This window comes from Pseudomonas sp. GXZC (assembly GCF_026967615.1).
GTDB lineage: Bacteria > Pseudomonadota > Gammaproteobacteria > Pseudomonadales > Pseudomonadaceae > Aquipseudomonas > Aquipseudomonas azotoformans_A.
Genome location: NZ_CP114115.1, coordinates 2,522,856 through 2,534,960 on the forward strand (window position 1 = coordinate 2,522,856; position 12,105 = coordinate 2,534,960).

Below are 12,105 nucleotides of genomic sequence, written 5' to 3' on the forward strand. Positions count from 1 at the left end.
ATCAGGCAGCCCCTTCGCTTTCTTCAACCAGGTCGAAGCGCACGACCCGACGGTTGCTCTGGTCACCGAGCAAGAGTTTTTCCAGCACAAAAACCAGGGTCAGCAGCCCGCCAATCGGGATAGGCATATAAGTGATACCGACGCGCAGGGTGGGGATGGCACTCATGAACTGGTTCCAGGTGGACAGGCACAGCTTGGTGCCCCAGATCGTCATGAACAGGCAGATGGTTGCCATCAATAGCTGGGAAACGATGCCGACGACGCGGCGTTGGGTGGGGGGCAAGCGGTCGGTGATCATCGCTACCGACATATGCGCACCGGCGCGATAACTGGCAGCGGCGCCGATAAAGGTGAATACCAGCATCAGCAGGATGGCGGTAGGCTCCGGCCAACTCGAACCGGTGCCGAGGACATAGCGGGCGAAGATGCCCCAGGGGATGATCAGCGCGACCCCCAGTACCGAGAGGCCGGCGACCCAGATGCAGGTCATGTAGATGCGGTCGTTGATGCGCAGCAGTAAATTCTTCATGGCGTTCACCGTAACCGGGCGCGTCGATGCCGACCGCGCCGGGCCTTGCTAGAGAAGGAGGGCGTTACTGAACGGCGTCGATACGCTGGATGATGTCGGCGTAGGCCGCACCGTACTTGGCGCGAACCGGCGCGGTGGCGTCATAGAAGGGTTTTTTGTCGACAGTGATGAACTCGACACCGGCGGCCTTGAGCTTGGTTTCGCTGCTGGCGGACTTGGCGTCCCATAACACGCGCTCGTCAGCCTGGGCGGCCTTGGCGGCTTTTTTCACCATGTCCTGTTGCGCGGGGGTGAGTTTGTTCCAGGTGATTTTCGACATCACGATGGGCTCGGGCAAAATCAGGTGTTCGGTGAGGGTGTAGTACTTGGCGTTCTGGAAATGGTTGTGTTCCAACAGGGTCGGCGGGTTGTTTTCCGCGCCGTCGATGACGCCGGTCTGCAGGGCACTGAAGATCTCGCCGGTGTCCATGGCGATGCCGTTGGCCCCCATTTCATTGAAGGCTTCGATGAACAAGGGGTTGCCTTGTACGCGGATTTTCATGCCCTTGAGGTCTTCGATCTTGCGCACCGGCTTCTTGGTGTAGAGGTTGCGCGTGCCGCCATCCATCCAGGCCAGGGCGACCAGGCCGAATTCGGAGTTGGTGATCTTGGCGAGGATCTCGTCGCCGATCTCGCCGTCGATGACCTTACGCATGTGCGCCTGGTCGCGGAACACGAACGGCAGGTTGAACACGTTCACGTCCGGCACCACCGGGCCGACGATCCCCAGGCTGACGCGGGTCATCTGGATGGCACCGACTTGCGCCTGTTCGACCACTTCTTTCTCGGAGCCGAGGACCCCGCCGGGGAAGTACTTGAAGGTCAGCTCGCCGTTGCTTTCTTTGGTCAGGGCCTTGCCCATGTTCTCTTCGGCCACAACGGTGGGGTAGCCGGCGGGGTGGATGTCGGCGAATTTGATTTCCAGCGCGTGGGCGGCGCTGCTGAGGGTGACGAATGCAGCGGCGAGCAAGGTGCGTTTGAAGTCCATGGGGTTTCATTCCTGTCTTGTTATTGTTGTATTCAAGGCACAGCGATGCAGCTAGAGGGTAAAGGTGGGCTCCGGCAATCCGACAACGCCGGGGTTGAGGGCGAACACGCCGCCGGACAGTGACTGTTGACTCTGGTCATCGCGAATCGAGGTGACGAACAGGGTGTCCAGGCGACTGCCGCCAAAGGCGCACATGGTGGGTTTTTTCACCGGTACGGTGAGGGAACGGTCGAGGCGCCCGTCCGGGGTGAAGCGATGGATCAACCCGGCGTCGTTGGCACAGATCCAGTAGCAGCCATCGGCATCCACGGCGGCGCCGTCGGGGCGGCCGAGGTGCTTGTGCATGTCCACGAACACGCGGCGGTTGGACGGCGTGCCGGTGTCGATGTCGTAGTCGAAGGCCCAGATCTGCTGCACCAGCGGGTGGGAATCGGAGGCATACATCGTGCGGCCATCGGGGCTGAACGCCAGGCCGTTCAAGGTGATGAAGCCGTCCAGCTGAGCATGGGGCGGCGCACCGGATGTGTAGCGATACAGGGTGCCTTCTGCCGCGTTCAAGCCCATGTCCAGCACCATGCTGCCGGCCCAGAAACGGCCCTGGCGATCACAGCGGCCGTCGTTCAGGCGCATGTCCTGGCGGGGGTGCTCAACAGCCGCCAGCGGCGTGGTATCCAGGCTGCCGTCGTTGTGCGGGGTGAGCTGGAAGAACCCGGTTTCCATGCCGGCGACCCAGTTGCCCGCCTCGGTGCGCGCGATGCAGGCAAGCATCTGCGGAGCGGTCCAGGCCGCCACGTGGCCGCTGGCCGCGCTCCAGCGTTGCAGGCCACCGTTGGGAATATCCACCCAATAAAGGGCGTTTTCCTCGGGCACCCACACCGGGCATTCGCCGACGGCATTGCGGGCATCGACGATCAATTCAGCGGTCATGGTCAGTCCCCGAAAGGGCCGGCAGCGCAGAATGCCCCGCCCTGATAGACCTTGGCCGGGTCATCGGCGGCCACGGGTGGCTGGGTTTCGACCTGGGCGCGGAACACTTCGGAGCTGTCTTTGGGCGCAAAGCCCAGGTGGGCGGCGTAGCGGTTGTCCCACCAGGTGTCGAGGTTATCCGACATGCCATAGACCACAGTGTGGCCGACGTTGGGGGTGTACAGCGCGCGCTCAAGCAACTGAGTCAGGTCGTCGAAGCTCAGCCAGGTGTGCATCATGCGGCGGTTCTGTGGTTCCGGGAACGACGAGCCGATGCGGATGCTGACGGTCTCGATGCCGTAGCGATCAAAGTAGAAACTGGCCATGTCTTCGCCGTAGGATTTGGACAGTCCGTAGTAGCTGTCCGGGCGGCGAGGGGAGTGGGCGTCGAGAGTTTCACCTTGCTTGTAGAAGCCGATCACGTGGTTGGAACTGGCGAAAATCACGCGCTTCACACCGTGGCGGCGCGCGGCTTCATAGATATGGAAAATGCCGCTGATGTTTGCGCCGAGCACTTCTTCGAACGAGCGCTCCACCGAGACGCCGCCGAAGTGCAGAATGGCGTCGACGCCTTCTACCAAGTGGTGCACGGCCTGTTTGTCGGCGAGATCGCAGGGTTGCACTTCTTCGCACGGGTCGGCGGCCGGGGCCATATTGGCGATGTCCGACAGCCGCAGTACCTGGGCATAAGGGCGCAGGCGTTCGCGCAAGACTTTACCCAGGCCGCCAGCCGCGCCAGTGAGCAGCAGGCGATTGAATGGAACGGGCGTGGTTGTGGTGGTGGTCATGAGGGTTCCATTGTTGTTGTAGGTTGTCGTATGACTTTGCCGAAGTATCGTTAGGGATTCTTGTGCTTGTCAACGCCCTTCTGTAGTGAGCGGGTTTGTCTGTGGTGAGCGGGCTTGTCCCGCGCTGGGGGCGTAGCCGCCCCAATCCAGACAACACGTTCTGTCTGATACAACGAGGTGTTTTTTTGGGGGGGGCTTCGCCCCCCAGCGCGGGGCAAGCCCGCTCACCACAGCAAGCCCGCTCATTACAAAGTCATTCAGTGGCCTTTAGAGCAGCGAAATCGGGTAACTGATGAATAAGCGATTTTCATCAAACTCGTTGTTGCTGAAATCCCGACGCATGGTCGAATTGCGCCAGCGCACATTCAGGTCCTTCAGCGCACCGCTCTGCACCGTGTAAGCCAGCTCCGACTCGCGGCCCCATTCCTTGCCATCGGTGATCGCCCCGGTGTGCACGTTACTGCCGCTGATATAGCGGTTCATCATGGTCAGCCCCGGAATGCCGAGCACCACGAAGTTGAAGTCATGGCGCACCTGCCAGGACTTTTCCTTGGCGTTATCGTAGCTGGCGTTGTAGCTGTCGTTGGCCAGGGTGCCGCCGCTGGTGCCGTTGACGCGCATCCACACGCTGTCGCCGGTGAGTTTCTGCAAACCCACATAGAAGGTGTTGCCGTTGTATTTGGCCGAGAGCAGGGCGAAGGCGGTCTTGTTGTCGAGGTCGCCGGCCAGGGCGTTGCCGTCTTCCTTACCGGTGAAGAAGCCGAGGTTGGCGCCCAGGGTCCAGTCGCCCACGGGCTGGCTGTGGGTCAGGTTGAAATATTGTTGCTGGTAGATGTCGGTGAGTTCGGCGTACCACACGCCGACTTGCGTACGTTTGTCGTTGAAGCTGTATTCGCCGCCGCCGAAGTTGAAGCGGTCGGAGGTGAAGGCGGCTTTGCCGTTCATGAACATGTCTTCCATGCTCGCGTCATTACGCGGGCTGTTACCGCGAAACTGCCCGCCGTAGAGCGTCAGGCCGGCGATTTCATTGGACGTGACCTGGCCGCCACGGAACGTCTGCGGCAACGAGCGGCCGTCGTCGGAGCGCAGGATCGGCAGCACCGGCATCCATTCACCGATCTTCAATTCAGTCTTGGACAACTTGGTTTTCAGCGCCACGCCCAGGCGGCCGAAGTTATCGGCGGGGCGGCCATCGCTGTGGATCGGCAGCAACTGCGTACCGCCGGTGCCTTTGCCGCCATCGAGCTTTTGCGAATACAGGCCCAGCACATCAATGCCGAAACCCACCGTGCCGGTGGTGTAGCCGGACTTGGCGTCGAGAATGAAGTTCTGCGTCCATTCTTCGGCCTTGGCCTGGGGGTAGGTCGGGTTGGTGAAGTTGCGGTTGAAGTAGGCGTTGCGCAGGTTGAGCGTGGCCTTGGCATCGTCGATGAAGCCTTCGGCCGAGGCGGCGAGGGGCAGGGTAAAGGCCAGGCTGCCGAGACCGATAAAACCCAGGCGAACGGAGGAATTGCGGGCGAGTGAACTCACAGTGAAGCTCCCTTTCTTTTGTTGTTTTTATTATTTGTTATACGTTGTCGTACAACATTGGGTGGGATATTTGCGAGGTTTTCAAGAGCTGTCAAGCAGAAGTTATACGATGACTTGCTCGGGCGGAGGTGGGAAGTTACTCAGGCCGCCATCACCATGGGAGGCAAGGTGCCAAGAAGGGAAACGGCGGCCACCGCTGCAACACCCAGCAGCCACTCCAGCATCACACTGGATTTCAAACTGCCCAGGCGTTGTTCGCAGCGCTCGATGCGCAGGCGGTTCAGCAGCGCCAACGCCAGCATGCCCAGCACCAGAAATACTTTAACCAACAGAATCAGCGCGAACCCTTTGAACAGCGGCGTGGGCCATAGTTGCCCGGTCAGTACACGCACATTGATCAAACCGGTCACCAGCAAACCGGCGACCAGGCCATACCCCACGCCGCTGAACCGCCGCAGGATCGGCTCCAGCGCCAGGGCTGGCGATTGCTTGAGGATCAACACCAGCAACAGCAAGCCGCCGAGCCAGGCACCGACGCACACTAGGTGCACCACTTGATTGAGGATCAGCAATTGCCCGCTGAGCCCATCGAGCATGGCGCCATGCCCGACCGGCGCCAAGGTCGCCAGCAGCAGCGCGATGACCGGCAAGCGTAATGCCCGCCAGGGTTTGGCCAGCACGATTACCAGCAACAGGTTCAGCAACAGGTGCCACACCCACACCTGGCCAAAGAAGGTCTTGCCCAGCACCAACTGCACGGTGGCCGGTTGCAGCGCCGCGTCCCAGCTCCCCGCCATGCTGGCGGTAATCAGCAGCAACCAGGCCACGCCAGAGAGCAAGCCCAGCCAGGCCAACCCACGGGTGATGCGCTCAAGTTGCCGGTCCAGCGCCGGTTGCGCCTCAGCGCCCAACAGCCAGGGCCTGAATGCACAGGCCCCGAACATCAGCAGTACGACGATGAAATGCAGGAAGCGGCACAGCACCAGCAGCGTTGCCATGGGTTATTGGCCGACCTTGAAGCTGTATTCACCGTTGCTCTTATGGGTATCGACCGAGACCGCGTTCCACACCACTTTGTAGTTGCCGGCCGCCAAGGGGGCGGCCGGGGTGACGACCAGGACTTTCTTGTCGGCATCCGGTGTTTCCAGGCCCTTGATCGCCACTTCGGTGCCGTCCTTGCTCAGGGACACCTTGGTGAAGGTGGCCTCGACGCCTTCGCTGAAGGTCAGGCGCAGGTCCTTGGGCGCGGCGACGCTGCTGTCGGCTGCCGGTTCAGCGCTCTTGAGGTGCGCGTGGGCAAATGCAGCGGAGGCGCCCAGCAGGGAGGCGAGCAGGGCGATGGTGGTGAGGCTTTTCTTGATCAACATTGTTCAATACCTTCAGGGTCAGGGAGTCGGTAGAGCCATGTGCAGCAAGGGAAAGGGCTTGCCTTCGCCATCCAGCGGCGAGCGCGCGACCTGGATAAAACCATAATGCAGGTAGAAACCCACGGCCTGGGGGTTTTGTTCGTTCACGTCCACCGTGAGGGTGTCGTGACGGGCGCGGGCGTGGTCCAGCAACTGGCGGCCGATGCCCTGACCACGGCGGTCGGGCTCGATAAACAGCATTTCCACGTTATGCCCGCCGGTGCCGATGAAACCGGCGATGCCCTGTGGGTCTTCATACACCCACACATCCAGTGCGGGCATGGGCAGGTAGGTGTCGCGCACCAGGGGTAGCAGGCGTTGAATGTCATCCTCGGGGAGGAAGTCATGGGTGGCCCGCACCGAGCGCTCCCAGAGTGCGCCCAGCACGGGGTCGTCGGTGGCCACGCGAGGTCGAATAGTCATTGCAATGATCCTTCATGGGGACCGCGATCCTAACCAATCCCATTTCCAGGGGAAAGGTTCGCGTCAGAAGTTTCATTATGGCCTGTCGCCGCGATCTAGAGCCGATGGTAGTCTTTAAGCCAAGTTGTTGTCAGGGAGCCCTTATGGGCAATCACAAGATCGGAATTCGTCGGGTCAACGTCGAAAAAATCCTGCTGGCGGCGGAGAAAATCTTCGCCGAGAAAGGCTATGGCAGTACCGCCATGGCGGATATCGCCGAAGAAGTGCAACTGCCGCGCTCCAACTTGCATTACTACTTCACCACCAAGAGCGAGCTGTACAGCGCCGTGCTGTTCGACCTGCTGGAAGTGTGGAAGCAGGACGCCTTGAGTTTCGAGACCTTCGATGACCCACGGGTGGTGCTCAGCAGTTACATCCGCGCCAAGATGCAACGCTCGCGTACCCGGCCCTATGGTTCAAAAGTCTGGGCCAATGAAATCATCCATGGCGCGCCGACCCTCGGTGAGGCATTGGATGAAAGCCTGTACGACTGGGCCAAGATGAAGGAAGCGAAAATTCGCCAGTGGGTGGAAGACAAACGCATCCTGCCGGTGGAGCCGTCGAGTCTGCTGTACATGATCTGGGCCTCGACCCAGCACTATGCCGACTTTGATCATCAGGTGAAGATCCTGAATGAGCACCAGCCGTTGTCGGATATGCAGTTCGAGAAGGCGATTCAGACGGTGACAAGCGTGATTTTGCGGGGGATTGGGTTGGAGCCTTGAGCCTTAGGGTAACGCTGGTTGTTGTTGTGGTGAGCGGGCTTGCCCCGCGCTGGGCAGCGGAGCGGCCCCAATAAAAACACCTCGGTCCTTCAGACAGAACTCAGTGCCTGATATGGGGCTGCTTCGCAGCCCAGCGCGGGGCAAGCCCGCTCACCACAGTAGCCCGCTCACTACAGGTTTTCCTACACCGCCTCCCGGTAGGGATTCCTCGGATCCTGCGTCCAATTCAAGAATGGCTTGCCGGTATCCATCGGCACCATTTCGATACAGTCCGCCACCGGGCAGGTGATCTGGCACAGGTTGCAGCCCACGCACTCGTCATCAATCACCTCGTATTTATGCGTGCCATCCGGCTGTTTCAAACTGGCGATGGCCTGGTGCGAGGTGTCCTCACAGGCAATATGGCAACGCCCGCAGCCAATGCAGGCCTCCTGATCGATCTTCGCAATCACCTGATAGTTGATGTCCAGGTATTTCCAGTCCGTGGTGTTGCCCACCGCGCGCCCGGAAAACTCCTGCAGGCTGTTGTAGCCCTGACTGTCCATCCACCGCGACAGCCCGTCCTTCATCTCTTCCACAATCCGAAACCCATGCAGCATCGCCGCCGTGCACACCTGCACCGCGCCGCAGCCCAGGGCGACAAACTCCGCCGCGTCACGCCAGTTGCCGATGCCGCCGATGCCGCAGATCGGCAAGCCTTGGGTCTGCGGGTCGCGGGCGATTTCGGCGACCATGTTCAGCGCAATCGGCTTGACCGCCGAGCCGCAATAACCGCCATGAGTGCTTTGCGTGCCCACCACCGGCAACGCGACCATGCGCTCCAGGTCCACGCTGGTGATGGAGTTGATAGTGTTGATCAACGACACCGCGTCCGCCCCGCCACGATACGCCGCCCGCGCCGCCACGCGGATGTCGGTGATATTCGGCGTGAGCTTGACGATCACCGGCAGCGAGCAATACGTCTTGCACCAGCGCGTCACCTGTTCCACGTATTCCGGCACCTGGCCCACCGCCGCGCCCATACCGCGTTCGGGCATGCCGTGGGGGCAACCGAAGTTCAGTTCGATACCGTCGCAGCCGGTGGCTTCCACCCGCGGCAGAATGTTTTTCCAGGACTCCTCGACGCACGGCACCATCAGCGACACGATCAGCGCGCGGTCGGGCCAGTCCTTTTTCACCTGGGTGATTTCCCGCAGGTTGATCTCCAGCGAGCGGTCGGTGATCAGCTCGATATTGTTGATGCCCAGCACTTCACGGTTGGCGCCGTAATGCGCCGAGTAGCGTGACGACACGTTGACCGCTGCCGGGTCCTCGCCCAGGGTTTTCCACACCACGCCGCCCCAGCCGGCTTCGAAGGCGCGCACCACGTTGTAGGCCTTGTCGGTGGGCGGCGCGGAGGCCAGCCAGAACGGGTTGGGGGCTTTGATGCCGGCAAATACAATCGAGAGATCGGCCATTACGCAGCCTCCACATTCAGCATGAGTTGGGCGTGCATGGCCTCGGCGGCCAGCTTGCCGTGTTGCACCGCCTGCACGGTGAGGTCCTGGCCGAGGCTGACGCAATCGCCACCCGCGTACACACCGGGAATGCTGGTGCGCAGCTGTTCATCGACGAAGATCCGCTCACCGACACGCTGCAGTTGCTGGGCCAGCGGATCGTGCAGTGCCTCGCTGTCGAAGCCCTGGCCGATGGCCTTGAAGATCGCATCGGCCGCCAGTTCGAATGTTTCGCCGGTCGGGTGCAAACGGCCGTTTTCCATGCGTGTGCGCAAGAAGCGCATGCCACGCACATGGCCCTGATCGTCCAGCAGCACTGCCTCCGGCTGGGCCCAGGTCAGCAGGCGGACCTGGTTGGCCTTGGCGATGTCCTGTTCGTGATGAGTGGCGCCCATGTCCGCCAAGCCACGGCGGTACACGAGGTTCACATCGCGGGCACCGAGACGGGCCATCTGCACGGCCATGTCGATGGCGGTGTTGCCGGCGCCGAGCACGATGCAGCGATCGGCCAGGGGCAGTTGGGTCAGGTCGTCGGCTTGGCGCAGCTCGCGGATGTAGTCGGTGGCGGCAAGCAGGCCGGGGGCGTCCTCAAAGGGCAGGCCGAGTTGTTTGCTGGCGGCCAGGCCGAGGCCGAGGAACACTGAGTCGAATTGCTGGTGCAGTTCACTCAGCGTGAGGTTGTCACCCAGACGCTGGCCGTGGCGAATCTCGATGCCACCAATCTGCAGGAGGAAATCCAACTCCTTCTGCGCGAAGTCATCCACCAGCTTGTACTTGGCGATCCCGTATTCATTCAGGCCACCGGCTTTTTCACGGGCTTCGAAGATCACCACGTCATGGCCGTGCAAGGCGCTGCGGTGGGCGCACGCGAGTCCAGCAGGCCCGGCGCCCACCACGGCGATGCGCTTGCCGGTAGCGGCGGCGCGGTGGAAGGGGTGTTCGCTGAAGTGCGCATTGTCGACGGCATAACGTTGCAACAGGCCGATCAGCACCGGAGCGCATTCTTCGGCGTTGTTACGCACACACGCCTGCTGGCACAGAATCTCGGTGGGGCAGACCCGGGCGCAACTGCCGCCAAGGATGTTGGCCGAGAGGATTTTTTGCGCGGCGCCTTGCACGTTTTCGGTGTGGATGTTGCGGATGAACGACGGGATGTCGATCTCGCTGGGGCATGCATTCACGCACGGCGCGTCGTAGCAATACAGGCAGCGCGAGGCTTCCAGTTGGGCTTGCCGGGCGTTGAGCGGTGGCGCCAGGTCGGTGAAATGGCTGGCGAGCGTCGGTCCATTCTCAGCGGGATGGGGGAGGTGGGTCAGGGTCTGGATCACGGTGTTGGCCTCACGGTTATTGAGGTGCTGCCTCTGATGGGCATTGGTTTTTGTGTTGCCTGTACTGGCCTCTTCGGCGGCTTCAGCGTTTCACAGCCACTGGCTTGGAATGCGCAGCCCGCTTGCTCAACTGCTCAAACACCGGCGGATACGTCGGCCGCTCCACATACCGCCCGGCACTGCGCTCGGCACGCAGGTCGCCATCGGCCCAGACCAACTTGCCCTGGCTGATGGTGTGGCTCGGCACGCCGCGCACGGTCTTGCCTTCGAAGATGTTGAAATCGACTTTCTGGTGGTGGGTCTTGGCGGAAATGGTCCGCGTACCCTCGGGGTCCCACAGCACCAGGTCGGCATCGGCACCCACGCGGATCGCGCCTTTGCGCGGGTAGAGGTTGAAGATCTTCGCGGTGTTGGTGGAGGTCAGCGCGACAAACTCCTGCATCGACAGGCGCCCGGTGTTAACCCCTTCATCCCACAGCAGCGCCATGCGGTCTTCGATGCCGGCGGTGCCGTTGGGGATCTTGCTGAAGTCGTCACGGCCGGCGGCTTTCTGCTCGGCGCAGAAGCAGCAGTGATCGGTGGCGGTGGTGTGCAGGTTGCCGGATTGCAGGCCATGCCACAGTGCTTCCTGATGCCCGCGTGGACGGAACGGCGGGCTCATCACGTAACCGGCGGCGGTTTGCCAGTCCGGGTGCTGGTAGACGCTGTCGTCCAGCAACAGGTGGCCGGCCAGGACTTCGCCGTAGACCGGCTGGCCTTTGCTGCGGGCGTAGGTGATTTCATCCAACGCTTCCTGGGTGGACACGTGCACCAGGTAGAGCGGCGTGCCGATGGTCTCGGCGATGCGGATGGCGCGGCTGGCCGCTTCGCCTTCGACTTGCGAAGGGCGCGACAGCGGATGCGCTTCGGGCCCGGTGATGCCTTGGGCCATCAGCTTGCGTTGCAGGTGGTACACCAGCTCGCCGTTTTCCGCGTGCACGGTGGGCACCGCGCCCAGTTCCAGGCAGCGTTCGAAACTGGCGACGAGGGTGTCGTCCGCCGCCATGATCGCGTTCTTGTAGGCCATGAAATGCTTGAAGCTGTTGATGCCGTGGTGGCTGACCAGCTCGGCCATTTCCTCACGCACCTGTTCGCTCCACCAGGTGATCGCCACGTGGAAGCCGTAGTCCGAGGCGGATTTTTCCGCCCAGCCACGCCACTGGTGAAACGCTTCCAACAGGGATTGCTGCGGGTTGGGAATCACAAAGTCGATGATCGACGTGGTGCCGCCCGCCAGGCCTGCCGCCGTGCCACTAAAAAAGTCTTCACTGGCCACCGTGCCCATGAAGGGTAGTTGCATATGGGTATGGGGGTCGATGCCGCCGGGCATCAGGTATTGTCCGCTGCCATCGAGTATTTCAGTGCCGGCGGGAATATCCAGATTCGTACCAATAGCCCGGATTAGACCGCCTGCGCATAACACATCGGCGCGGTAACTTTCATCATGGGTAATAACGGTGGCGCCACGGATCAACAGCGACATGTCGAGTTCCTCACAGGCTTGACCGGCTTGTGCCAGTTCTAAGTGTTGTAATGCTGCTTACCGAGGGTCAGTTAATTCCTGTCATCGGTGACAGGAATAGAAACTAGCCCGAGTTTTTAGATTGGGCAAGAAGATTTTTCATAAGCTTATATCTTGATTAACTATATGATTTATAAGAATAAAAATAGAAAATCACCAAAATGTAGCGTGCTCTCACCATTTTGACGCACTTGACAGGTTCTTAAATTGAGCAACATTTCTTATTGCAAATCAGACGCTTGAGACTTGCCTCTTGACGGGGCAGGGAAATAAAAATAATTGTGTTG

Annotated in this window: 12 protein-coding genes; 1 reads left to right on the forward strand and 11 read right to left on the reverse strand. The window is 61.0% G+C overall.

Going from position 1 to position 12,105, the window contains the following annotated elements:
- Position 1 precedes the first annotated feature (1 nt).
- From OZ428_RS12075 to OZ428_RS12110, 8 genes are all read right to left on the reverse strand, one after another.
- Entirely contained in the window at positions 2 to 529 is a 528-nt protein-coding gene (locus OZ428_RS12075; RefSeq protein WP_177114558.1) for a TRAP transporter small permease, read from the reverse strand.
- Between the two features lie 64 nt (positions 530 to 593).
- On the reverse strand, positions 594 to 1,556 hold the full coding sequence (locus OZ428_RS12080) for a TRAP transporter substrate-binding protein (RefSeq protein WP_033902007.1): 963 nt from the start codon (positions 1,554 to 1,556) through the stop codon (positions 594 to 596).
- A gap of 51 nt (positions 1,557 to 1,607) precedes the next feature.
- Positions 1,608 to 2,483 carry an SMP-30/gluconolactonase/LRE family protein gene (locus tag OZ428_RS12085; RefSeq protein WP_269133481.1) on the reverse strand — a complete coding sequence of 292 codons (876 nt, stop codon included), beginning with the start codon at positions 2,481 to 2,483 and terminating at the stop codon, positions 1,608 to 1,610.
- Positions 2,484 to 2,485: 2 nt separating this feature from the next.
- Positions 2,486 to 3,310, reverse strand: coding sequence for an NAD-dependent epimerase/dehydratase family protein (locus OZ428_RS12090; protein ID WP_269133482.1), 825 nt, complete (start codon positions 3,308 to 3,310; stop codon positions 2,486 to 2,488).
- Between the two features lie 267 nt (positions 3,311 to 3,577).
- Entirely contained in the window at positions 3,578 to 4,840 is a 1,263-nt protein-coding gene (locus OZ428_RS12095) for an OprD family porin (RefSeq protein ID WP_269133483.1), read from the reverse strand.
- Positions 4,841 to 4,980: 140 nt separating this feature from the next.
- Positions 4,981 to 5,838, reverse strand: coding sequence for a copper homeostasis membrane protein CopD (gene copD / locus OZ428_RS12100; RefSeq protein WP_269133484.1), 858 nt, complete (start codon positions 5,836 to 5,838; stop codon positions 4,981 to 4,983).
- A gap of 3 nt (positions 5,839 to 5,841) precedes the next feature.
- Entirely contained in the window at positions 5,842 to 6,207 is a 366-nt protein-coding gene (gene copC, locus OZ428_RS12105) for a copper homeostasis periplasmic binding protein CopC (protein WP_033902013.1), read from the reverse strand.
- Between the two features lie 18 nt (positions 6,208 to 6,225).
- Positions 6,226 to 6,669, reverse strand: a complete 444-nt coding sequence (locus OZ428_RS12110) for a GNAT family N-acetyltransferase (protein ID WP_269133485.1) — start codon at positions 6,667 to 6,669, stop codon at positions 6,226 to 6,228.
- Between the two features lie 143 nt (positions 6,670 to 6,812).
- Between OZ428_RS12110 and OZ428_RS12115 the strand changes: the two genes are divergently transcribed.
- Entirely contained in the window at positions 6,813 to 7,433 is a 621-nt protein-coding gene (locus OZ428_RS12115) for a TetR/AcrR family transcriptional regulator (protein ID WP_010209389.1), read from the forward strand.
- Positions 7,434 to 7,615: 182 nt separating this feature from the next.
- Here OZ428_RS12115 and preA read toward each other — a convergent pair whose 3' ends face one another.
- The 3 genes from preA to hydA form a co-directional block, all read right to left on the reverse strand.
- Positions 7,616 to 8,890, reverse strand: coding sequence for an NAD-dependent dihydropyrimidine dehydrogenase subunit PreA (preA, locus tag OZ428_RS12120; protein ID WP_269133486.1), 1,275 nt, complete (start codon positions 8,888 to 8,890; stop codon positions 7,616 to 7,618).
- Complete coding sequence (locus tag OZ428_RS12125) at positions 8,890 to 10,257, reverse strand: NAD(P)-dependent oxidoreductase (RefSeq protein ID WP_269133487.1); 1,368 nt, start codon at positions 10,255 to 10,257, stop codon at positions 8,890 to 8,892. The genes preA and OZ428_RS12125 overlap by 1 nt, the downstream gene beginning before the upstream one ends.
- Before the next feature lie 82 nt (positions 10,258 to 10,339).
- Positions 10,340 to 11,779, reverse strand: coding sequence for a dihydropyrimidinase (gene hydA / locus OZ428_RS12130; protein ID WP_269133488.1), 1,440 nt, complete (start codon positions 11,777 to 11,779; stop codon positions 10,340 to 10,342).
- Positions 11,780 to 12,105 lie beyond the last annotated feature (326 nt).

Excerpts from the sequence above, each read along its gene's own strand:
- OZ428_RS12075 (WP_177114558.1), bottom strand. The coding sequence starts at position 529 with ATGAAGAATTTACTGCTGCGCATCAACGACCGCATCTACATGACCTGC.
- OZ428_RS12080 (WP_033902007.1), bottom strand. The coding sequence starts at position 1,556 with ATGGACTTCAAACGCACCTTGCTCGCCGCTGCATTCGTCACCCTCAGC.
- OZ428_RS12085 (WP_269133481.1), bottom strand. The coding sequence starts at position 2,483 with ATGACCGCTGAATTGATCGTCGATGCCCGCAATGCCGTCGGCGAATGC.
- OZ428_RS12090 (WP_269133482.1), bottom strand. The coding sequence starts at position 3,310 with ATGACCACCACCACAACCACGCCCGTTCCATTCAATCGCCTGCTGCTC.
- copD (WP_269133484.1), bottom strand. The coding sequence starts at position 5,838 with ATGGCAACGCTGCTGGTGCTGTGCCGCTTCCTGCATTTCATCGTCGTA.
- copC (WP_033902013.1), bottom strand. The coding sequence starts at position 6,207 with ATGTTGATCAAGAAAAGCCTCACCACCATCGCCCTGCTCGCCTCCCTG.
- OZ428_RS12110 (WP_269133485.1), bottom strand. The coding sequence starts at position 6,669 with ATGACTATTCGACCTCGCGTGGCCACCGACGACCCCGTGCTGGGCGCA.
- OZ428_RS12115 (WP_010209389.1), top strand. The coding sequence starts at position 6,813 with ATGGGCAATCACAAGATCGGAATTCGTCGGGTCAACGTCGAAAAAATC.
- preA (WP_269133486.1), bottom strand. The coding sequence starts at position 8,890 with ATGGCCGATCTCTCGATTGTATTTGCCGGCATCAAAGCCCCCAACCCG.
- hydA (WP_269133488.1), bottom strand. The coding sequence starts at position 11,779 with ATGTCGCTGTTGATCCGTGGCGCCACCGTTATTACCCATGATGAAAGT.